Annotated in this window: 17 protein-coding genes, 1 tRNA gene and 1 riboswitch; of the genes, 8 read left to right on the top strand and 10 right to left on the bottom strand. The window is 63.9% G+C overall.

The window, feature by feature from the left end; all coding sequences use genetic code 11:
* Positions 1-163: 163 nt before the first annotated feature.
* Entirely contained in the window at positions 164-1,159 is a 996-nt protein-coding gene (gene galE / locus Amn_RS04815; RefSeq protein ID WP_286294968.1) for a UDP-glucose 4-epimerase GalE, read from the bottom strand.
* Between the two features lie 248 nt (positions 1,160-1,407).
* On the opposite strand from galE, the gene hemA reads away from it, so the two are divergent.
* Positions 1,408-2,685, top strand: a complete 1,278-nt coding sequence (gene hemA, locus Amn_RS04810) for a 5-aminolevulinate synthase (RefSeq protein WP_067965385.1) — start codon at positions 1,408-1,410, stop codon at positions 2,683-2,685.
* 84 nt (positions 2,686-2,769) lie between these two features.
* Here the strand turns inward: hemA and Amn_RS04805 are convergent, their stop codons facing one another.
* On the bottom strand, positions 2,770-3,936 hold the full coding sequence (locus Amn_RS04805; protein ID WP_154387155.1) for a pyridoxal phosphate-dependent aminotransferase: 1,167 nt from the start codon (positions 3,934-3,936) through the stop codon (positions 2,770-2,772).
* A 114-nt stretch (positions 3,937-4,050) separates the two neighbouring features.
* Positions 4,051-4,473, bottom strand: coding sequence for a large conductance mechanosensitive channel protein MscL (gene mscL / locus Amn_RS04800; protein ID WP_067965388.1), 423 nt, complete (start codon positions 4,471-4,473; stop codon positions 4,051-4,053).
* Between the two features lie 214 nt (positions 4,474-4,687).
* Between mscL and Amn_RS04795 the strand changes: the two genes are divergently transcribed.
* Positions 4,688-8,182: a PAS domain-containing hybrid sensor histidine kinase/response regulator gene (locus Amn_RS04795; protein ID WP_286294966.1), complete on the top strand. Its 3,495-nt coding sequence runs from the start codon at positions 4,688-4,690 to the stop codon at positions 8,180-8,182.
* A 55-nt stretch (positions 8,183-8,237) separates the two neighbouring features.
* On the opposite strand, the gene Amn_RS04790 is transcribed toward Amn_RS04795, so the two are convergent.
* Together Amn_RS04790 and Amn_RS04785 are read right to left on the bottom strand one after the other, a co-directional pair.
* Complete coding sequence (locus Amn_RS04790) at positions 8,238-8,894, bottom strand: response regulator transcription factor (protein ID WP_067965392.1); 657 nt, start codon at positions 8,892-8,894, stop codon at positions 8,238-8,240.
* Positions 8,895-9,048: 154 nt separating this feature from the next.
* Positions 9,049-9,486, bottom strand: a complete 438-nt coding sequence (locus Amn_RS04785) for a hypothetical protein (protein ID WP_154387156.1) — start codon at positions 9,484-9,486, stop codon at positions 9,049-9,051.
* Positions 9,487-9,598: 112 nt separating this feature from the next.
* Here Amn_RS04785 and Amn_RS04780 point away from each other — a divergent pair, with 112 nt between their 5' ends.
* Together Amn_RS04780 and Amn_RS04775 are read left to right on the top strand one after the other, a co-directional pair.
* Complete coding sequence (locus tag Amn_RS04780) at positions 9,599-9,946, top strand: DUF952 domain-containing protein (protein WP_154387168.1); 348 nt, start codon at positions 9,599-9,601, stop codon at positions 9,944-9,946.
* Entirely contained in the window at positions 9,943-11,019 is a 1,077-nt protein-coding gene (locus Amn_RS04775) for a quinone-dependent dihydroorotate dehydrogenase (RefSeq protein WP_067965397.1), read from the top strand. Before Amn_RS04780 ends, Amn_RS04775 begins: the two co-directional genes overlap by 4 nt.
* Here Amn_RS04775 and Amn_RS04770 read toward each other — a convergent pair.
* Entirely contained in the window at positions 10,995-12,392 is a 1,398-nt protein-coding gene (locus Amn_RS04770) for an MATE family efflux transporter (protein WP_182575993.1), read from the bottom strand. The genes Amn_RS04775 and Amn_RS04770 overlap by 25 nt on opposite strands.
* Before the next feature lie 78 nt (positions 12,393-12,470).
* Here Amn_RS04770 and Amn_RS04765 point away from each other — a divergent pair, with 78 nt between their 5' ends.
* Positions 12,471-13,367 (top strand): histone deacetylase family protein, encoded by an 897-nt coding sequence (locus Amn_RS04765; protein WP_067965402.1) that lies wholly within the window; start codon positions 12,471-12,473, stop codon positions 13,365-13,367.
* Between the two features lie 60 nt (positions 13,368-13,427).
* Here the strand turns inward: Amn_RS04765 and Amn_RS04760 are convergent, their stop codons facing one another.
* Positions 13,428-13,724, bottom strand: coding sequence for a DUF6460 domain-containing protein (locus Amn_RS04760; RefSeq protein WP_182575995.1), 297 nt, complete (start codon positions 13,722-13,724; stop codon positions 13,428-13,430).
* A gap of 327 nt (positions 13,725-14,051) precedes the next feature.
* On the opposite strand from Amn_RS04760, the gene Amn_RS04755 reads away from it, so the two are divergent.
* On the top strand, positions 14,052-15,890 hold the full coding sequence (locus Amn_RS04755; protein WP_185910215.1) for a diguanylate cyclase domain-containing protein: 1,839 nt from the start codon (positions 14,052-14,054) through the stop codon (positions 15,888-15,890).
* 17 nt (positions 15,891-15,907) lie between these two features.
* Here Amn_RS04755 and Amn_RS04750 read toward each other — a convergent pair whose 3' ends face one another.
* Positions 15,908-16,894: a UDP-glucuronic acid decarboxylase family protein gene (locus Amn_RS04750; protein ID WP_286294965.1), complete on the bottom strand. Its 987-nt coding sequence runs from the start codon at positions 16,892-16,894 to the stop codon at positions 15,908-15,910.
* A gap of 104 nt (positions 16,895-16,998) precedes the next feature.
* Here Amn_RS04750 and Amn_RS04745 point away from each other — a divergent pair, with 104 nt between their 5' ends.
* Both Amn_RS04745 and Amn_RS04740 read left to right on the top strand, forming a co-directional pair.
* Positions 16,999-18,822, top strand: a complete 1,824-nt coding sequence (locus Amn_RS04745; RefSeq protein ID WP_067965407.1) for a glycosyltransferase — start codon at positions 16,999-17,001, stop codon at positions 18,820-18,822.
* Between the two features lie 93 nt (positions 18,823-18,915).
* Positions 18,916-18,989, top strand: a tRNA-Gly gene (locus tag Amn_RS04740).
* 135 nt (positions 18,990-19,124) lie between these two features.
* Here Amn_RS04740 and Amn_RS04735 read toward each other — a convergent pair.
* Both Amn_RS04735 and Amn_RS04730 read right to left on the bottom strand, forming a co-directional pair.
* The gene (locus Amn_RS04735) at positions 19,125-19,907 is read right to left on the bottom strand and encodes an ABC transporter substrate-binding protein (protein ID WP_067965409.1); all 783 of its coding nucleotides are present in this window, start codon (positions 19,905-19,907) and stop codon (positions 19,125-19,127) included.
* A 109-nt stretch (positions 19,908-20,016) separates the two neighbouring features.
* Positions 20,017-21,105, bottom strand: a complete 1,089-nt coding sequence (locus Amn_RS04730) for a 2'-deoxycytidine 5'-triphosphate deaminase (protein WP_182576006.1) — start codon at positions 21,103-21,105, stop codon at positions 20,017-20,019.
* A 141-nt stretch (positions 21,106-21,246) separates the two neighbouring features.
* A riboswitch (SAM riboswitch) is annotated at positions 21,247-21,324 on the top strand.
* Positions 21,325-21,342 lie beyond the last annotated feature (18 nt).

The raw sequence follows: 21,342 nt of genomic DNA, 5'->3' as shown, positions 1-21,342 counted from the left end.
GGACGCTCCAACTGTTTCTTGCGCATCGGCGATGCCGAGGATTGGCCGATGCACCAGGCTCTGGCGGGAACCCTTCACCGTGCGGGGTCAGGCCCCTTTGCCACCCATAACGCCTGGCGCTGCAATTATCGAGACGGGGCGGCGGATATCCACCACCTGCAGCTTATATAACGGAAGAGTTCTTGCGGCTGAGCAGCCGTTCCCAGTTCAGCGCGTCGCCGACGATCGCATCGAGATCGTCATGCTTTGGCGCCCAGCCGAGTTCGCCGCGCGCCAGATCCGAATTGGCAACGACAGAGGCCGCATCGCCCGGGCGGCGGACAGCCATCTCGACGGCGAAGTCGGCGCCATGGACGCGGCGCACGCTGTCGATCACTTCGAGCACCGAATAGCCGTGGCCGTAGCCACAGTTGGCGACGAGGTTGCCGCCACCTGCGCGCAAGCGCGCGAGCGCCAGGCGGTGCGCGGCGGCGAGGTCGGAAACATGGATGTAGTCGCGCACGCAGGTGCCGTCAGGGGTCGCATAGTCTTCGCCGAACACCTGCATCGAGCCGCGCTTGCCGAGTGCGGTTTCGCAGGCGACCTTGATCAGATGCGTCGCACCCTTGGTCGACTGGCCGGTACGACCCTTGGGATCGGCGCCGGCGACGTTGAAATAGCGCAGCGCCGTGTAGGTCAGTGGGTGGGCCGCCGACGCATCGCGCAGCATCCATTCGCTCATCAGCTTGGACAGGCCGTAAGGCGATTCCGGCGCAAGTCGGGCGTCCTCGACCACCGGCTCCATGCCAGCGGCGCCATAAACGGCAGCGGTCGAGGAGAAGATGAAATGCTTCACCCCTTCGCGCACCGCCGTCTCGATCAGGCTGCGCGTCTTGCAGGTGTTGTTCTCGTAATAGCCGAGCGGATCGGACACCGATTCCGGCACGACGATGGAGCCTGCAAAATGGATAATGGCGTCGACGCCATGCTCGCGGATCAACTGACCGACGAGATCCTTGTCGGCGACGTCGCCCCTGACCAGCGTGGCCTCGGGCGCCACCGCCCAGTCAAAACCTGTCGACAGCCGGTCGAGCACGACGACCTTCTCGCCCGCATCGAGCAGCTCCCAGACCATGTGGCTGCCGATGTAGCCGGCACCGCCCGTTACCAATACCGCCATGACAACACTCCGCATCGCATCCGTCGCGCTCTGTGTAGCCCGACAATACCGGCAAATGCGAGATAGGACTTTCGCGGCGAGATCACGTTGACCATTCGGTCGCAGTGGAATTTGATCCACATCAAGGGACTTTTCGGCGTTCCGTGGTCGTTTGCGACGTCGAGGGCGTGGCATTTTGACCAGAAACGGTCGATGGACGCCGAACCGACCGTTGATTATGCTCATGGTTGAAAAATTGGGACGTCCATATGAACTACCAGCGGTTTTTCGAAGAAGCGATCGACCAGGTCCACGCCGAGCGCCGTTATCGCGTGTTTGCCGATCTCGAGCGCATCGTCGGCAAGTTTCCGCGCGCCATCTGGCGTGCCAACGGCAAAGCCGAGGAAATCACCGTCTGGTGCTCGAACGACTATCTCGGCATGGGCCAGCACCCCGACGTGGTCGCTGCCATGCAGCAGGCGGCCGGCAACATGGGCACCGGTGCCGGCGGCACGCGCAACATTTCCGGCAACAACCATCCGCTTGTCGAGCTTGAGCATGAGCTCGCCGACCTGCACGGCAAGGAAGCCGGCCTCGTCTTCACCTCCGGCTTCGTCTCCAATGAAGCTGCCATCTCGACCATCGGCCGGCTTCTGCCGAACTGCCTGATCCTGTCCGACGAGCTCAACCACGCCTCGATGATCGAGGGCGTGCGCCGCTCGGGCGCCGAGAAGAAGGTGTTCCGCCACAACGACGTCGCCCATCTCGAAAGCCTGCTACAGGCCGCCGGCCGTGAGCGCGCCAAGCTGATCGTGTTCGAGAGCGTCTATTCGATGGACGGCGACATCGCCCCCATCGCCGAGATCGCCGACCTCGCCGAGAAATACAACGCCATGACCTATATCGACGAGGTTCATGCGGTTGGCATGTATGGCGGCCGCGGCGGCGGCATCACCGAGCGCGAGGGCCTCGCCCACCGCATCGACATCATCGAAGGCACGCTGGCCAAGGCTTTCGGCACGCTCGGCGGCTACATCACCGGCACGCGCAGCGTCATCGACGCCGTACGCTCCTATGCACCCGGCTTCATCTTCACCACCGCCCTGCCGCCATCGATCGCAGCAGCAGCGACGGCGTCGATCCGCCACCTGAAGACCTCGCAAGCCGAGCGCGACGCCCAGCAGCGCCAGGCGACGCACACCAAACAGGTACTGGCGGACGCCGGCCTGCCTGTCATGGAGTCGGCAACGCACATCGTGCCGATCCTGGTCGGCGATCCTGAGCTGTGCAAGATGGCCAGCGACCGCCTGCTCGGCGTCCACGGCATCTACATCCAGCCGATCAACTACCCGACCGTGCCACGCGGCACCGAGCGGCTGCGCGTGACGCCGACGCCGTTCCACAGCGACGCGCTGATCGCCGAACTCAAGGCAGCACTCGTCGAGACCTGGAACGCGCTGGGCATTCCCTATCGCACCGAGGGCCACACCGAAGTTCCCAAGAGCGAGCGCATCGTCTCGCTGCTGGTGCCGCAGTCGGGCGGCTGATTGCAGCTCATCTCATTCGAAAGGCCCGGAACCGGTCAGGTTTCGGGCCTTTCTGCATCTTGAGCCTTGGATCCGCCGGTCGGGCTATTGCTCCCTGATCCATCTAGCCAGCCGCTGCGATGCCTCCTCGACCTGGTCGAGGCGGCGGTGGAAGCACAGACGCAGGAACCCCTCGCCGCCGGCGCAGAACGCGGTGCCGGGGGCAACGCCGACCGCAACCTTGTCGACAATGTCGAAAGCGGCAGCCTCGGCATCCTTCATGCCGTCGACGGCAAAGAACAGGTAGAAGGCGCCCGGCGGCACGCTGAAACGCACCTTGCCGGTCTCGCCCAGAATCCTGCAGACGATGTCGCGCGCCTTGTGGGCACGTTCGACCTGCTCGGCGATGAAGGCATCGCCCTCGTCGAGAGCGGCAATGCCGCCACGCTGCATGAACTGCGCCACGCCGGAGCTCGAATATTGCACCAGATTCTCGAAGGTGCGACTGAGCGACGGATGCGTCTTCAGCCAGCCGACGCGCCAGCCGGTCATTGCCCAGTTCTTGGAAAAGGTGTTGACGAACAGGATCCTGTCCTCCGGATCCATGATGTCCATGAACGACGCCGAACGGCGGCCATCATAGTGGAACAGCGCATAGATCTCATCGGCAATGATCCAGAGGTTCTTCCGGCGCGCCAGGTCGAGGATCGCCTGCAGCGTCTCGCGGTCGGCGGTCCAGCCGGTCGGGTTGGACGGCGAGTTGACGAAGATCGCCCTGGTGCGCGGCGTGATGGCGGCAGCGATCTTCTCGACGTCGCAGCTCCAGCCATTGTCGGTCATGTCGAGCAGCACCGGCACCGGCCTGACGCCGGCAACGCCTGCCGCGCCGGCAAAGTTCGGCCATGCCGGCGCCAGATAAATGGCTTCGTCGCCGGCGCCCGCCGTCACTTGCAGCGCCATGGTGATCGCCTGCATGCCACCGATGGTGACGATGAATTCGTTGGCGCCGAAGCTCTTGCCGAAATGGCGCTGGTAGTAGCGTGCGATGGCCTGGCGCAATTCCGGTATGCCGGCCTGCCAGGTGTAGAAGGTCTCGCCATCGGCAAGCCCGCGCGCTGCCGCGTCGCTGATGAAGGCCGGCGTCGGCATGTCGCTCTCGCCCGACCACAGCGGGATGAGCCCTGCGCGGTCACGCCCATAATTGGCCACTGCCTCGATGCCGCTCATCGGCGCGCTGCGGGCCTCAATGCGAACGGCGTCGAGAAGGCTCATGGTCACCCCAGGCTTGAATTGCTGCTTGGGCTTAGTCCTATCGTGCCGGCACAAACGAAAAAACCCCCGGTGGTCCAGCCAGCCGGGGGTTTTCGCGATGCCAGCTTTCGCAGGCTATTTCTTGGCGAGCAGGTCGCGGATTTCGGTCAGCAGCGCGACATCGGCGGGCGGAGGACCGGCCGGCTCGGCCGCCTTCTGCTTCTCCAGGCGCTTGCGCATGGTGTTCACGCCCTTGACCATCAGGAAGATGATCCAGGCAAGGATCAGGAAGTTGATGACGACAGTGAAGAAGTTGCCATAGGCAAACACCGCGCCCTGCTTCTTGGCTTCCTCAAGCGACACGGCCGTCACCGACGACGACAGCGGCAGGAAGTAGTTCGAGAAGTCAAACCCGCCGAATATCGCACCGACGATCGGCATGATGATGTCCCCGACAAGCGAGGAAACGATTAGGCCGAAGGCGCCGCCGATGATCACGCCGACCGCGAGATCCATCACATTGCCCTTGGCAATAAATTCCTGGAATTCCTTTAGCATTGAACCCTCCGTTCACGATCTGCAAAAAGGCGAATCGTTCCCCGCCAACCGTCGCCGCACAGCGTCACCATAGCAAAAACCGCCGGTTGCAAAACCCCGCCCCGCAAGCGCCGACGCGGCCAGTCTAGGAGACAAGGATAATGGACATGCCGGCGCAGCTGTGATTGCCTCACTGCATCGGAAACAGACATTTCCGAGGGAGTGAGAACCAAGAGTGCAGGGCCTGGCCGTCGTCCTCATCGCCGTCGCCTATGTGACGCTGTTGTTCGCCATTGCGAGCATCGGTGACCGTCGGGCCGCGAACTGGGGCCCGGGCCGGCCGCGACCGTTCATCTACGCGCTCAGCCTCGCCATCTACTGTACGTCCTGGACCTTCTTCGGCTCGGTCGGGCTGGCATCCGAGCGCGGGCTCGAATTCCTCGCCATCTATGTCGGCCCGGTGCTGGTGTTCATGTTCGGCTTCCCGCTGCTCAGCCGCATCATCAAGCTGGCCAAGGCCGAGAAGATCACGTCGATCGCCGACTTCCTCGGCGCCCGCTACGGCAAGAGCTTTTCCGTCGCCTCGATCGCCACCCTGATCGCCACGGTCGGCGCCATCCCCTACATCGCGCTCCAGCTCAAGGCGATATCGGGCTCGGTCAGTCTGATGGTCGAGCACTACACCGGCTCGCCGCCATCCTTCGATCCCTTCGTCAGCGACATCTCGCTGATCGTGGCGCTGCTCTTGGCACTGTTTGCCACCCTGTTCGGCACCCGCCATGCCGACGCCACCGAACACCAAAACGGGCTGGTGCTGGCGGTCGCGGTCGAGTCGATCGTCAAGCTCGTCGCCTTCCTCGCCGTCGGCCTGTTCGTCACCTTTGCGCTGTTCGACGGCCCCGGCGACATGCTGAACAGCTTCGGCGCCACCGAACAGGTCGGCGACGCCATGAGCTATGGCACCTCGCTCGGCACCTGGCTGGTGGTCACCTGCATAAGCGGCTTTGCCATCGTGATGCTGCCGAGGCAGTTCTACGTGATGATCGTCGAGAACCGCAGCGAAGACGAGCTGCGCAAGGCGACATGGGTCTTCCCCGCCTATCTCGTGGCGATCAATCTGTTCGTGCTGCCGATAGCCTTTGCCGGTCTGGCCGTGGTCGGCACGGCCACCACAGGTGACCTCTACGTCCTGTCGCTGCCATTGTTCAAAGGCCACGACTTCCTCGCCATGGTCGCCTTCATCGGCGGTCTCTCGGCGGCAACCGCCATGGTCATCGTCGAAAGCGTGGCGCTGTCGATCATGATCTCCAACGATCTCGTCATTCCGATCTTCGTGCGCCGGCTGGTCAAATTGAAGGCCGGCGACACCGAGGACTGGTCGGCGATCATCCTCAACATCCGCCGCGCCTCGATCTTCATCATCCTGTTCGTCGCCTTCCTTTACTATCGCGAGAGCACCACCAACACGCGCCTCGCCTCGATCGGCCTGATGTCGTTCGCGGCGATCGCGCAGTTCGCGCCCTCCTTCATCGGCGGCCTGATCTGGCGCCGCGCCAATGCAAGGGGCGCAGCGCTCGGCATGGCCGCCGGCATCGCTGTGTGGTGTTACACGCTGCTGTTGCCGACGCTCGCTTCGCCGGATACGGCGATCCTCTCCGAGGGCCTGTTCGGCATCGAGGCACTCAGGCCGCAGGCGCTGTTCGGCACCTCGGCCGAACCGCTGAACCACGGCGTGCTGTGGAGCCTGGCGATCAACACGCTGTTCCTCGTCCTCGGCTCGCTGTCGCGCGCCTCGGTGCCGCTCGAGCGTATCCAGGCCTCGATCTTCGTGCCGCGCGACTCGAGCCCGATGCCGTCGCTGCGCCGCTTCCGCACGGCGATCACCGTCAACGATCTCAAGGACACCATCTCCAGATATCTCGGCGTCGAGCGCACCGAACGTTCTTTCCAGAGTTTTGAGCGCGACAGCGGCAGCAAGCTGAATGGCAACGACCCCGCCGGCATGGACGTCATCCGCTTCTCCGAGCAACTGATGGCAAGTGCCGTCGGCTCCTCGTCGGCGCGGCTGATCCTGTCCCTGCTGTTCAAGCGCGGCGACAACTCGGCCAAGGACACGTTCCGCCTGCTCGACGACGCCACCGAGGCGCTGCAGCACAACCGCGACCTATTGCAGATCGCGCTCGACCAGATGGAACAGGGCATCACCGTCTTCGACCAGGATTTCCGCCTGATCTGCTGGAACCGTCAGTACCGCTCGCTGTTCGACCTGCCCGACGAGATGGGCCAGGTCGGCGTCTCGATCGACCGCATCCTTGCCTATCTTGTCGCCCGCGGCGACATCCCGCCGACGTCGCGGCTCAGAACGCTCGACAGGCTGACCAGCTTCGGCGGCCCCTGGCAGATCGAACTGACCACCAGCGGCCGGATCATCGAAATGAGCTCCAACCCGATGCCCGACGGCGGCATCGTCGCGACCTATACCGATATCTCCGCGCGCGTCGCCGCCGACCTCGCGCTCAAGCGCGCCAACGAGTCTTTGGAACAGCGCGTCAAGAGCCGCACCGCCGAGCTTACCCGCGTCAACGAGGAACTCGCCCAGGCGCAGATGCTGGCCGAGGAGGCCAATCTCGGCAAGACGCGCTTCCTCGCGGCTGCCGGACACGACATCCTGCAGCCGCTCAACGCCGCCCGCCTCTACTGCTCGTCGCTGATCGAGAAGGCCGGCAAGGGCAATGCCGGCATCGCTGCGCGCAACATCGAATCCTCGCTCGAATCCGTCGAGACCATCCTCGGTGCCGTGCTCGACATATCGCGCCTCGATGCGGGTGCGATGAAGCCTGCGGAAACCGTTTTTCGCCTCGATGGGCTGTTGCGCCAGATCGGCACCGACTTCCTGCCCATGGCCCGCGCCAAGCATCTCGAACTGGTGATCGTGCCGTCGACGCTCACCGTCAACACCGACCGCAACCTGCTGCGCCGGCTGATCCAGAACCTCGTCTCCAACGCCATCAAATACACCCGCACCGGCCGCGTCGTCGTTGGCGTCAGGCGGCGCGGCGAGCTTGCCGAAATCCAGGTCATCGACAGCGGCATCGGCATCGCCTCAGACAAGCTCGGCACCGTGTTCCACGAATTTACCCGCCTCGACGACGGCATGCGCGAAGCCCAGGGCCTCGGGCTCGGCCTGTCGATCGTCGACCGCATCGCGCGCGTGCTGAAGCTCGAGATCCAGATCGAGTCGCACAAGAGCAAGGGCACCCGCTTCTCGGTCATCCTGCCCGTCACCACTGCCGAGGAACTGCCAGCGGCGGCGGCCGCCCGGCCGCGCATCCAGGCCGCGGCCGCGCTGAACGGCCTGACGGTCGTCTGCATCGACAACGACGCCCGCATCCTGGAAGGCATGCGGCTATTGCTTGAAGGCTGGGGCTGCGAGGTGCGCACCTATTCGGGAACGGCTGCATTCATCGCCGGCGAGCCCGACGGACCGGCACCGGAAATCATCCTCGCCGACTATCATCTCGACGGCGAAAACGGTCTCGACGTCATTCGCTCGCTGCGCACGGTCTATGGCGAAGCGACACCTGCCGTGCTGATCACCGCCGACCGTTCCAACGAGGTGCGCGCCGCAGCCGACCAGCTCGATGTCGCCGTGCTCAACAAGCCGCTGAAGCCCGCTGTCCTGCGTTCGATGATGAACCGGATGCGGCGCATGGCCCACGCCGCCGAGTGACCCTGCTTTGCGAGCATGATCTATGCCGAAAACCGGCGTCCGCGTTTCGGGATGCTCACGCCGCCGGGCGCGGCTCGCCGCCGATCTTGGACAACAGGATGACGGCCTGGGTGCGGCTGTCGACGCCGAGCTTCTGCAGGATCGCCGAGACATGCGCCTTGATCGTCGCTTCCGAGACGCCTAGCTCGTAGGCGATCTGTTTGTTGAGCAGGCCCTCCGCCAGCATGCCGAGCACACGCGTCTGCTGCGGCGTCAGCGACTGCAGGCGCTTGATCAGGTCGGAGATTTCGGGATCGCGCTCGACGCCGAGGTCGATGTCACCGGGGGCCGATATTTCGCCCGACAGCACCGCCTCGATGGCGTTGCGGATGTCGTCCATGCTCGCCGACTTGGAGATGAAGCCGGAAGCGCCGAGCTCGAGCGCGCGGCGGATGGTTTCGGGGTCGTCATGGGCCGAGACGATGACGACGGGCACGGTCGCATGGATGCCCCGCAGCGAGATCAGACCGGAGAGCCCCGAAGCGCCGGGCATCGACAGGTCGAGCAGCACGATGTCGATGTCTTCATTCGCCGCAACGATCGCCTTGACGCTCTCGAAGTCGCCGGCCTCGAGCACGCTCGACACGTCGGCCAGCCCGGCAATAGCCTGTTTGAGAGCGCCGCGGAACAGCGGATGGTCGTCCGCGATGACGAACTTGTGGCCTGCTGGCAAATATCCCTCCCGAGGCCCCGACCGTTCTGTGCGTCTTGGACCGTCGGCCGTGATTATGCGGCCCGGTGGCGTCTTTTCAAGCAGCTAAAGTCAAATCGCCCGGTGAGTTGGCCGTTCATGCTCAACTTTCAGGCCGCCAAGGCACAAAATCCGCTCAGGTCTTGTTCGGTGCGGGCGCCATCTGTGGCGCCTGGTCTTCCTTTTCCATGTCCTTGACGATGCCCATGAAGCTGCGGAAGAAGCGCTCCATGTAGCCCATGCTCTTCTGGAACTCTTCCTCGGTCGGCAGTTTCGATTCCAATTGGGCTGTCAGCGAGTTCTCGAGTTTCACGATGCGTTCATCGAGCGCCTTCAGTTCGGACTGCACGCGGCCGAGTTCGTCCTGCAAGGCCGATCGCTCGTCGGCGGCCAGCTTGCAGACCAGCTGATTGTCGCGTTCCTCGCAGATCGACATCTCGCCGGTCTGGGTGTCCATGCGGACATATCCCTTGTCGGTCTTTTCCATCTGGTAGCGCTGCGTTTCGGCGGCCAGCGCCGGTCCGGCACCGAGGCCGGCGATGAAGGGAATGAGCATCAAAAAAGCGCGGCGCATAGCTGTCTCCATTCGCGGACGGTGCGCATTGTCTGAAAGCATTGGGCCCAAATTGCGGTGGGCAATGAAAGCTGCCCTTTCCCGCATGATGCTTTCAGCCTATAGCGCCCGTATGACGAAGACCATCTACAAGATCTGTCCCGAAGCGATGTGGCGCGAGGCCGAACGCAGCGGCATCTTCACCGGCGCGCCGATCGATCTCGCCGACGGCTTCATCCATTTCTCGACTGCTGAACAGGTGGTGGAAACCGCCGCCAAACACTTCACTGGGCAGGCCGACCTGCTGCTCATTGCCATCGACGCCGAGCGCCTCGGCCCGGCGCTGAAATACGAGGTCTCGCGCGGCGGCGCCTTATTCCCGCATCTCTATGCCCAGCTCGAGGCCAGCGCCGCCAAATGGGTTCGCCCCCTGCCGCTCAACGCCGACGGCGCCCACGATTTTCCGGAGCTTGAAGCATGAGCGCATTCGACCGTCTTGGCCGGCATCTGCTGTTCAGCTTCGATGCCGAGACCGCACACGGGATGTCGATCAAGGCGCTGCGCTGCGGCCTGCCGGTCGGCGGCCGCGCCCCGCGTGATGCCCGCCTGCGGCTGAAGATCGCCGGGCTCGACGTTCCCAATCCACTCGGCATGGCAGCCGGCTACGACAAGAACGGGGAGGTGCCGGACGCCTTGCTCGGGCTCGGCTTCGGCTTCGCCGAGATCGGCACGGTGACGCCGCTGCCGCAGGCGGGAAATCCCAAGCCGCGCATCTTCCGCCTCGTCGAGGACGATGCCGTCATCAACCGGCTCGGCTTCAACAATGAAGGCCATGACGCCTGCGAAAAGCGCCTCATTGCCCGCGCCGGCCGGCCCGGTATCGTCGGCGTCAACATCGGCGCCAACAAGGACAGCACAAACCGCATCGGTGACTATGTGCTCGGCGTGAAGCGCTTCGCCCGCCATGCCTCTTATCTCACGGTCAACATTTCGTCGCCCAACACGCCCGGTCTGCGCAACATGCAGGCACGCGAACAGCTCGCAGAGTTGCTGGCCAGCGTCATGATCGCCCGCGCCGAAGCTGGCCATGCCGTTCCGATCTTCCTCAAGATCGCGCCCGACCTGCACGAGGCAGAGCTCGAAGACATCGCGGCCGAAGTGACCGAAAAGGCGATCGACGGCGTCATCGTCTCCAACACCACCATCACGAGGCCTGCGCTGCGCAGCCCGGCCCACACCGGCGAGACCGGCGGCCTGTCAGGCAAGCCAGTGTTCGCGCGCTCGACGGCGGTTCTTGCGCGCATGCGCAAGCTGCTTGGCCCGCAGCGCGCCATCATCGGCGTCGGCGGTGTCGACTCGACTGACACGGCACTGGAGAAGATCCGTGCCGGCGCCGACCTCGTCCAGCTCTACACCGGCATGGTCTATGCGGGCCCGTCGCTGCCGGCGCGCATCGTGCGCGGCATGTCCGACTTTGCTGCGCGCGAAGGCCTCAAGAGCATCTCCGAGCTGCGTGACAGCAAGCTCGATCAGTGGGCCGCGACACCGCTCTGAAACGTTGCCCGCGCCCTGGGCTTCAGGATCGCCAGCAGGCACAGGCCGCGCACGATCAGCAACAGGTGCAGGGCTGCCCATAGCCCGGCATTGCCGTAGGCTGAGGGCAGGACCGCAAGTGCCGCGATGAACACCAGCAACGAGATCACCATCATGTTGCGCATATCGCGCGACCAGGCGGCGCCAATGAAGATGCCGTCCATCTGGAAGGCAAGCACGCCGCTCAGCGCGGTGAATGCCGCCCAGGGCAGGAAGGCGATGGCTGCGGCGCGCACGTCCTCGGCCGTCGAGATCAACGCGATCAGGTCGGCGCCGAAGATCATGAGTGCCGCCGTCATGCTGCCGGCCAGCGCAAAGCCCCAGATCGAGCAGAGATAGACCGCCTTGCGGAAAGCCGGCTCGTAGCGCGCGCCAACGGCGCGGCCAGCGAGCTGTTCGGCAGCGGCGGCAAAGCCGTCGAGGAAGAAGCCGGCAGCGATGAAGAAATTCATCAACACCGCGTTGGCCGCAAGGGTCACCGTGCCGAACTGGGCGCCCTGGCGGGTGAACAGCGCGAAGGCTATGAGCAGCGACAAAGAGCGGATCATGATGTCGCGGTTGAGCACGAACAGTCGCTTGAACGCGGCGGCATCGAAGATGCGCCGGCGCGCCAGCCTGGGCTCGCGCCCGAAACGCCGCAGCAGCACCGCCAGTCCGATGACCATGCCGGCAAGCTCGCCGGCAACGGCGGCCCAGGCAACACCTTCGACGCCCCAGCCGAAATGCAGCCCAAGCAGGATGGAGACGACGATGTTGACGCCATTGAGCGTCGCTTGCAGAAACAGCGCGAAACTGCCCTCGCCCCGCCCGAGGATGTAGCCGAGGATGGCGTAGTTGATCAGGGCAAAGGGCGCGCCCAGCATGCGGATACGGACATAGTGGTCGAGCGTCTCGTTGACGCGCGGCTCGGCCTGCATGAACCACTGCCCGGCAAGCGAGGTCAGTGGTGCAGTCAGCGCCAGCACGATGCCGGCAATCAGGGCGATCACCACGGCGCGCCAGAACACCGCCTGCTCTTCGGAGGCATCGCCGCGGCCGAAAGCCTGCGCCACCAGCGCCGTCGTGCCGGCACGCAGAAAGTTGAAGCTGGTGAAGACGACATCGAAGGCGACAGCACCGGCTGCCAGGCCGCCGAGCAGGGCGGCATCACCGAACTGCCCGACGACGCCGGTGCCGACAAGGCCGATGAAAGGCGTGGTCAGATAGGCCAGGGTCATTGGCACGGCAATCGCCAACACCGAGCGGTTGGTGACGGAAAAAGGCGTCACGCGGCCCTCTGGCGATGCGTATTCCAACGAAAGTCCTCCCAGTTGCCGAATCTCCCTAGGGCACATGCCCCGGTTTCCCCAACGCCCGCAACCATTTAAGTTACGGCAACAATCGATTTCGCCCTCCTGGTTCAGCACCCCTCCATGCCGCTTCAGATCGTCAGCCATCCCGACTACGATGCCGGCTTTGCCGCCGACCACCGCTTCCCGATGGGCAAATACACGGCGCTGATGGCACGGCTCGAAGCCCTCGGCCTGACCAGCGGGGTCAACCGGGCCGAACCGATCGCGCCGCACTATCTCAGGCTTGCGCATGACGCTACCTATGTCGACCAAGTGCTGACCTGCACGGTGCCGCACCATATCGAGCGCGAGATCGGCTTTCCTGTCGGTGAGCGCGTGTCGCGGCGCGCCCAGCTCGCCGCAGGTGGCACGCTGGCTTCGGCACGGCTGGCACTCAGCCATGGCATCGCCTGCAACGCCGCCGGCGGCAGTCACCATGCCCGCCGCGCCCAGGGCGCCGGCTTCTGCACCTTCAACGACGTCGCCGTCGCCGCACTGGCGCTACTCGAAGATGGGCAGGTCGAGAACATCCTGGTTGTCGATCTCGATGTGCATCAGGGCGACGGCACCGCCGAGATCCTTGCCAGCACTCCTTCGGTGTTCACTTTCTCGATGCATGCCGAAAAGAACTACCCGGTGCGCAAGGTCGCCTCGAGCCTCGACATCGGCTTGCCCGACAAGACTGGCGACGATGCCTATCTGGATGCTCTCACCGACGCCCTTGCCGGCCTGTCACGACACGGCAGATGGGACATCGTCTTCTACAATGCCGGCGTCGATCCGCATCGCGAGGATCGGCTTGGCCGTCTAGCGCTGAGCGACGAGGGGCTGCGCCGGCGCGAGCGTCTCGTCATTGGGCACTTTCGCGGACGTGGCGTGCCATTGTGCGGGGTGATCGGCGGCGGCTATTCGACCGATGTCGCAGCCCTTGCCGCCCGCCACGCCATCCTGTTCGATACGGCGGCCGCCTTCGCCTGAGCATGGCCCCGAAACGCATCAATCGCGTTTCGGAAAAGATCATGCCAGACGGGGCGGCAGCTATTTGCGGTAGCTGAACAGCCTCAGAATGATGAAGGCCGGCACGACGATCGCGGCACCCAGCAGGAAGTAGCCGAGGAAGCGATCGACGGCGCGGAAGCCCATGCGCCAGATGTCGACGAAGAAATCGCGGATGCCGTAGATCACGTCGAAGGGCGACCAGCCGAAGGCTGACATGACGATGCCGACGAGGAAGGAGATGACCAGCAGCTTGATGAACACCCTGAGCGGGGTGTCGCCGAGAAAGCGCGTCAATCCGGACAAGTTCGATCTCCTGCGATTCGAGCCATCAGGCATATCGTGATTGCGCCACGCGCTTCAAGGTGCTGACGCCGATGCCACCCGCGCTGCACAACCTGCGATTCATGTGATCGGCAGACATTTCACGCAGGACGATACATCCGCGTTGACCTTTTGGAAAACATTCTCGGGCGATTAGCAACTTCTGATGGATCGTCGGGAGTTGAGCGCGCGGTGGGAATGGAGAAGAACTCGCAAGCCAAACGCGGTCTCAACAGCTACCTCATCGCCTTGGCGTTGGCCTGCCTGCTTCCCGTGGTCGCAGTATCGGCGGTTGCGGTCTGGTCTGCCGGAAGCGCCTACAGGGATGCGGCAGTCGCGCGCTTGAACGACACCGCTCGCACGCTGGCCAATGCCATCGAAGGAGAGCTGAGCAGCCGCTTCGCCAACATGTCGGTGCTGGCGCAACATCGTGAGATTCCCGATCCCGAACCGCTCCCTGAGCCGGAACTGTGGGTGCTCGGCGCCGACAACAATGTGGCGCTGATCGCCAACGATCGCGTCCCGGCCTTGCGCGCCAGGTCGAACGCGGCGGCGGATGCCGCAGTGCTTGCCATGAGTACGCAGGCGAACGTTGTCTCGAATGTGCTTACCACAGGCAACGAGCCGCGCCTCGTGCTGGCTGTGCCCGCCCCTCCGGGCAAGCGCGGGACCGCTGCCTACGTCATGTCGACGTCACCTCAAGACCTGATCCAGACCTTGCAGCGCGGCAAGCGCGCGCCGACCGACATATTGGTGGCCGTCACCGACGGCAACGGGCGCATTCTCGCACGTTCGCGTGACGCCAGCCGGTTCATTGGCCAAGTCGCTCCGGACTGGCCCAAACTGGAGGCGCTTGGAACCAATGCCGGACTTTTTGCGGCAAAGACCATTGAAGGCCTGCCGATCATCCTGTCTTTCCAGAAGCTGGCTGGCACACCGGGCTGGGTGATCATCGTCGGTGAATCGACGACCGTATTCGACGCGCGCTGGCGCGACCCGATGTTCAATCTGATGTTGGGTGCAGGCATGAGCCTGCTGCTTGCCGTCTGCGTGGCGATGTGGCTCGGCAAACGCATCCTGCAGCCTGTGCAGGCACTGGCCCGCTACAGCAATGCCATCGCCGATGGACAGGAGACGGAGGCGGCCTCGGTTGCCCCATCCTCAATCCAGGAATTCGAGATCCTGCGCCAGAGCTTTGCCAGGGCCGAAAATGCCCTGCGCAGCGAAAAGCGCCGCTATCGCACCATCGCCGAAACGGGTGCCATTGTGCTGTGGCGTCGCGACGGGGATGGCAGCGCTGGCCTCGCGACCGGCTGGGAGCAACTCACCGGCCGGCCGGAAAGCGAGGTCGAGGGCCAGGAGTGGACCAACGCCATCCATCCCGACGATCGCCCGATTACCTCCGCCGCCTGGGCCGAGGCGCTCAAGCAAAACACGCCGCTCGATGTCGAGTTCCGTCTCAAGGTCAGTGACGGACGCTGGCTCTGGGTTCGCTCGCAAGGTGCCCCGGTGTTCGACACAGACGGGCGCATCATCGAATGGGTCGGGCTGCTAGAGGACATCGACGAACGCAAGCGCGCGCAGGCCGACATCGCCTATCTGGCGCATCACGACACGCTGACCGGGCTCGGCAATCGCATCCTGTTTCGCCAGCAGCTCGAACTGGCGGTCGGCAATGTCCGGGATGGCCGCGCCCGCGCCCTGCTCTGCCTCGACCTCGACCTGTTCAAGCAGGTCAACGACACGCTCGGCCACCCTGTCGGCGACGCGCTGCTGTGCGTGGTCGCCGACAGGCTGCGCGGCTGTGTCGACGCGGCGGATTGCCTCGTGCGCCTCGGCGGCGACGAATTCGCCGTCATCCAGAATGACAGCCGACAGCCGGACGCTTCGGTTTCGCTCGGCTGCCGCATCGTCGAGGCGCTCTGCGCACCCTACGACATCGGCGGTCACCAGATTTCCATCGGCGCCAGCGTCGGTGTCACCTTGATCGGCAACGACAGCAGCGACATCGGTACCTACTTCAAGCGCGCCGACGCCGCCCTCTACCGCGCCAAGCAGGACGGCCGCGGCCGCGTCTGCTTTTTCGATCAGGTCGAGTTGCTCGCCGATATGGTCGAACTGGCCAAGGGCGGTTCGGTGCAGGCGAAGGACGTCGCCGAGCGCAGCAACGGGCGCGCCTAGGCCGTCGCCAGTCGCGCTCAGGAAGCAGCAGCCACCACGCCACCGTCCTTGATGTGCGGTTGAGCGTCCATCAGTTCCTGGAAATAGGCAACCGTGCGCTGAAGGCCCTGCTCCAGCGGCGTGGCGGGTCGCCAGCCGAGAGTACCGGCCAAGGTGATGTCGGGCCGCCGCTGCTTCGGATCATCCTCGGGCAACGGCAAGAACTCGAGCCGCGACCTGCTGCCCGTCTCGGCCAGAACCGCGCGGGCGAGCTCGATCATCGAAAACTCCTCCGGGTTGCCCAGATTGACCGGTCCGGTGAAATCGCGTGGAGAGGCCATCAGCCTGATCAGGCCGTCGACGAGGTCGTCGACATAACAGAACGACCGCGTCTGCGTGCCGCCGCCGAAGATCGAGATGCTGTCGCCGCGCAACGCCTGCATGATGAAGTTGGAGACGACGCGCCCGTCATCGGGCTGCATCCTCGGGCCATAGGTGTTGAAGATGCGGGCGACCTTGATCTCCAGATGGTGCTGTCGCCGGTAGTCGAAGAACAGCGTTTCGGCGCAGCGCTTGCCCTCGTCGTAGCACGAGCGCGGGCCGATCGGATTGACGTTGCCCCAGTAGCTCTCGTCCTGCGGGTGGACGGCCGGGTCACCATAGACTTCCGATGTCGAGGCCTGGAGGATCCTGGCGCCTAGACGCTTGGCGAGGCCAAGCATGTTGATGGCGCCGAGCACGCTGGTCTTGGTGGTCTGCACCGGATCGCGCTGGTAATGGATGGGCGACGCCGGACAGGCCAGGTTGTAGATCTCGTCGACTTCGACAAAAAGCGGCTGGCAGACGTCGTGCTCGATCAATTCGAAACGGGAATGTTCGGCAAGGTGTGCGACATTGGCGCGCGCACCGGTGAAGAAATTGTCGACGCACAAGACACGCGTCCCTGCCGCGAGAAGCCGTTCGCAAAGATGCGAGCCAAGAAAACCCGCTCCACCTGTAACCAGTACCCGCTTTTCTGGACGCATGTCGGCCTCTGCTTTCGCTACAGGCATTGCTTGGCGGGCAAGCTCATGCAATGTCGCTCATGTTTCTACAAGTTCGGCATTTCCAGGCCAATAGGCGCGTTTGAATGAACTATTTCGACGGCAGCGCTTTCAGCAGGGACTGGACATCCCACCACATCCCGATCTGGGAAAAGCTGCTGCGCGAGCGCGCGCAGGAGCCGCTGCGGGTTCTGGAAATTGGCTCCTTCGAGGGCCGCTCGGCGCTGTTTTTCCTGAAGTTCCTGCCTAATTGCCATCTGACCTGCATCGACACATTCGAGGGCAGCGTCGAGCACAGGACACCCGGCTCGCGCCATCACACCGACATGAGCGAAGTCGAGGCACGCTTCGATGCCAACACGAAGCTCTTTTCCGACCGGCTCGAAAAGCTGAAGGCCTTCTCGATCGAGGCGCTGTCGGAACTGCAGCGCGAGTCGCGCCGCTTCGACGTCGTCTATGTCGACGGCGACCACCATGCCGCCTCGGCTTTCACCGACGCCCAGCAGAGCTGGGACCTGCTTGCCTCGGGCGGCATCATGATCCTGGACGACTATCTGTGGCAGCCGGCCAAGCCGGCCGCCGAGCGCCCAAAGCCCGGCATCGACGCCTTTCTCCAGGCAAGAGCAGGAGAGTACGAGGTCCTGCACAACGACTACCAGGTGATCGTCCGCAAGACCTGGAGCCCGTCCCGCGATGCCGCTTCAGGTTTCACCATCGGCGGGCGGAGCATCGACGAGGCCTCCGGCGGGTCGATCAAGCCGCCCTTGGTCAGCTTCGTCGTCATCGCCTGGAACTATGGCCGCTACGTCGGTGCGACGATCGACTCGATCAAGGCGCAGGACTACCCCAATTTTGAGTGCCTGGTCATCGACAATGGCTCGACCGACGACAGCGTCGAGGTCATCGCCAGACATGTCGGCAATGACAGTCGCTTCCGTATCGAAACGCTGCCGGAAAATCTCGGCCAGCTTGGCGCGGCATTCTGGTCGCTCGACAAGATCAAGGGCGGCTTCGTCAGCTTCGTCGATGCCGACGATGTGCTGCTGTCGACCTACGCGTCGATGCATGTCCAGGCTCACCTGGCGCTGCGGCAAAGCGTTGCCTTCACCTCGTCCAGCGTCGCGGAAATGGACGCGGTGGGAAACATCCTGGCTGCCGCTGGCGGCGGCGCCGTCGACAGCCAGAGCCAGACGCGAAACTTGCATGTCGAAGCGTCCGTCTTCCGGCTGCCGACCGTCTCACAGCAGCACTTCCAGCAACTGTCGGCGCGGACCGTTCTCGTGCCGAGGTGGGCAAGCGGCTGGCAATGGAGTCCCGGTACGGCAAACATGTACCGGGCGTCGCACTTGCGGCTGGTCCGGCGCGGCGGCGAAGCCAGACACATGCGGGCGGCGGACGGCTACTTCAACTTCATGTGCCATGGCTTTGGCGGCAGCGCCCTTATCGATGTCGTTCTGTCAGGCTACAGGCTGCATGGGGAAAACGCCTTCTCGAACCATGAAAGCTCGCCCTGGCTTCGGTCCGGGACGCCGGAATACTACCGGCTCGCCGAGGAAGCGACGCTGACCGATATCGATTTTCTCCTGGCCAATGCAGGCAGATATGCCTGGATGCTCGACGGCGGCTACTGGTCGGTGCTGGATCTCATCACCCGCGAAACACCCAAGCGACTGCGCAGGTTCTACGGCGACCGCAAGGTGTTCGCGGTCTTCCTGGCAAATGCACCAACACTGGCGGCCGAGTTTCGCTCGCGTGTCTTTTGCCGTGAAATCCTTGCCCGCTTTTCCGGCAGCCAGGCACGAAAGATCCTCCGCGCCGGATATGGCGGGAAGCTCAAGCAGCGCGCCTATGGCGAGATTGCACTGTCCGAGCTGCGCAAAGCGCTGTCGATCCTGCGGAAGCACAAATAACGTCGCCCGGCGCAGCAGCCGAATTGCGTCGGTACTGGTACAACACGTTTCCCGATTGCCTGCCCGCAAGGCGAATGCTAACCAAGTGCCCGCGCGGGTATGATGTAATGGTAGCCTGTCAGCTTCCCAAGCTGAACGCGCGGGTTCGATTCCCGCTACCCGCTCCATTTTTTGCAGCAGGATTCTCGCCCTGCCCGCAGCCAATCCGAGGCGGGTGCTAGCACATGCGTCTTGCGACGCCTGCTCCGGATACGAAAAGGCCGGACGCAAGCGCCCGGCCTTCGGTGTTCAGGTATCAGCGATCAATCCGCGCCATAAATATCGAAGTCAAAATACTTCGCGTTGATCTTGGCGTAGGTGCCGTCCTTGTAGATGGCGTCAATCGCGGCGTTAAGCTTGTCGCGCAAGGCGGTGTCATCGAGGCGGACGGCAATGCCGGTCTCGGATTCGGTGCCCTTGAGATCGCCGATCATCTTGCAGCAATCCTGACCGGTGGTCTTCATCCAGTCGACGAGCACGAACTTGTCGGCGACGACGGCGTCGAGGCGGCCATTGGTCAGGTCGGCCACGGCCTCGTCCTGCGTCGGATAGAGCTTCACGTCGGCGCCGGCCTTGGCATAGTGGTCCTCTGCATAGATGCTCTGCGTCGTCGAGGCCTGTGCGCCCACCGACTTGCCCTTCAGCGCATCGGGCTCCGGTGAGGTCAACTCGGAGGTCTTGAGCGCAATCAGCGCCAGCGGCGTGGTGTAATATTTGTTGGTGAAGGCAACCTGCTTCTTGCGTTCCTCGGTGATGGTCATCGAGGCGACGATGGCGTCGAACTTCTTGCCCTGCAGCGCCGGAATGATGCCGTCCCAATCCTGGGCGACGATCTCGCATTCGACCTTCATCTGAGCGCACAGCGCATTGGCGATGTCGACGTCGAAGCCGACGAGCTTGCCGTCGGCGCTCAGATTGTTGAAGGGCGGATAGGCGCCCTCTGTGGCGATCTTGAGCTTTGTTGCGTCCTGCGCCGAGGCACCGCCCGCCGCAGACAACAGCGCTGCCAGCGAAGCAGCGCAAGCGAACTTCCACGAAATCTGCATGATCCTCTCCATTTGCCGGGCACCCTTATGTCGGGCGTCCCTGCCCGCAGCCAAGCACAGCGGCTTGAAATGGACAAGCAGACTAAGGTCGGCAGGCCCTGACCTAAGGTCAGTCCGTACGGAAATGCTTTGAGAGCTTCAGTCCCTGAGCCTGATAGTTGGAGCCGAGGTCGGTGCCATAAAGCGCTTTCGGGCGTGCCAGCATGTGCTCGTAGACGAGGCGGCCGACGACCTGGCCGTGTTCCAGGATGAACGGCACTTCGTGGCTGCGTACCTCGAGCACGGCGCGGCTGCCGGTGCCGCCGGCGCCGGAATGGCCGAAGCCTGGATCGAAGAAGCCGGCATAGTGGACGCGGAACTCGCCGACCAGCGGGTCGAACGGCGTCATTTCGGCGGCGTAGAGCGGCGGCACATGCACAGCCTCGCGCGACACCAGGATGTAGAACTCGTCCGGGTCGAGCACCAATTCCTCGGCGCCATGATTGTAGATCGGCTCCCAGAAGTCGACGACCTTCTGGGCGGCGCGCTTGTCGACGTCGACGAGGCCGGTATGGTGCTTGCCACGATAACCGACGATGCTGCCGGGCGCACCGGCAAGGTCGATCGACAGCGCGATGCCGCCCCCCGAAATGTTTGGCGGATCGATCGCCACCAGCCGGTCGGACAGGTGCAGCGCGTTGAGCTCGGTTTCCGACAACAGCGCATTTCCCTTGCGGAAGCGGATCTGCGACAGGCGCGAACCCTTGCGCGCGACGATCGGGAAGGTGCGCGGGCTGACCTCAAGATAGAGCGGGCCGCTGTAGCCGGCGGGAATCTTGTCAAACTCCTGGCCATGGTCGGTCATGACACGGGTGAAGATGTCGAGGCGGCCGGTCGAGCTCTTCGGGTTGGCCGAGGCCGATATTTCGGCAGGCAAAGCAAGACTCTCCAGCAGCGGCACGATGTAGACGCAGCCCGTCTCCAGCACCGCGCCATTGCTCAGGTCGATCTCGTGCAGCTTGAGCCGGTCGAGCTTGGCCTGAACCAGCGAATTGGGGCCAGGCAGGAAGGACGCGCGCACGCGATATGCGATGGCGCCAAGGCGCAGGTCGAGGCTCGCCGGCTGGATCTGGTCGGCATCGAGCGGCGACGCCTTGAGCGCGCCCGACGCAAACAGCGCCGCGATGTCCTGGTCTGGAAGAATGCCCGACTGCCGCAATTGCCTCACTCCTCTACAGCGCCGCCAGCCCAAAAAGCGAGCCGGGGCCGCTGGATCCCGACCGTTTCCGGGCTCATGTGCGTGGCCCAAAACGTTTAGTCGTCCTCGCAATTGACGCAAGCAGGCTGCGGGTCTAAAGGACATTTATCCCGTGGTGATTTGGCCGGTCGGCTTGCAGCCACGTTAAACAAGTCGCTAAAGGGCCGCGTTGTGGACCGGTTGCGACTTATCGCGGCC

Origin of the sequence: Aminobacter sp. Y103A (genome assembly GCF_030294925.1) — a bacterium.
Classification (GTDB): Bacteria; Pseudomonadota; Alphaproteobacteria; order Rhizobiales; family Rhizobiaceae; genus Aminobacter; species Aminobacter ciceronei.
The sequence above is the reverse complement of the archived record's forward strand: the minus strand, read 5'-3'. Positions and strand labels throughout refer to the sequence as shown.

Coding starts and splice junctions, on each gene's coding strand:
- Amn_RS04765 (WP_067965402.1), top strand. CDS start 12,471: ATGCCGCTTCAGATCGTCAGCCATCCCGACTACGATGCCGGCTTTGCC.
- hemA (WP_067965385.1), top strand. CDS start 1,408: ATGAACTACCAGCGGTTTTTCGAAGAAGCGATCGACCAGGTCCACGCC.
- Amn_RS04780 (WP_154387168.1), top strand. CDS start 9,599: ATGACGAAGACCATCTACAAGATCTGTCCCGAAGCGATGTGGCGCGAG.
- Amn_RS04735 (WP_067965409.1), bottom strand. CDS start 19,907: ATGCAGATTTCGTGGAAGTTCGCTTGCGCTGCTTCGCTGGCAGCGCTG.
- Amn_RS04770 (WP_182575993.1), bottom strand. CDS start 12,392: ATGTGCCCTAGGGAGATTCGGCAACTGGGAGGACTTTCGTTGGAATAC.
- Amn_RS04760 (WP_182575995.1), bottom strand. CDS start 13,724: ATGCCTGATGGCTCGAATCGCAGGAGATCGAACTTGTCCGGATTGACG.
- Amn_RS04745 (WP_067965407.1), top strand. CDS start 16,999: ATGAACTATTTCGACGGCAGCGCTTTCAGCAGGGACTGGACATCCCAC.
- mscL (WP_067965388.1), bottom strand. CDS start 4,473: ATGCTAAAGGAATTCCAGGAATTTATTGCCAAGGGCAATGTGATGGAT.
- Amn_RS04785 (WP_154387156.1), bottom strand. CDS start 9,486: ATGCGCCGCGCTTTTTTGATGCTCATTCCCTTCATCGCCGGCCTCGGT.
- galE (WP_286294968.1), bottom strand. CDS start 1,159: ATGGCGGTATTGGTAACGGGCGGTGCCGGCTACATCGGCAGCCACATG.
- Amn_RS04805 (WP_154387155.1), bottom strand. CDS start 3,936: ATGAGCCTTCTCGACGCCGTTCGCATTGAGGCCCGCAGCGCGCCGATG.
- Amn_RS04750 (WP_286294965.1), bottom strand. CDS start 16,894: ATGCGTCCAGAAAAGCGGGTACTGGTTACAGGTGGAGCGGGTTTTCTT.
- Amn_RS04775 (WP_067965397.1), top strand. CDS start 9,943: ATGAGCGCATTCGACCGTCTTGGCCGGCATCTGCTGTTCAGCTTCGAT.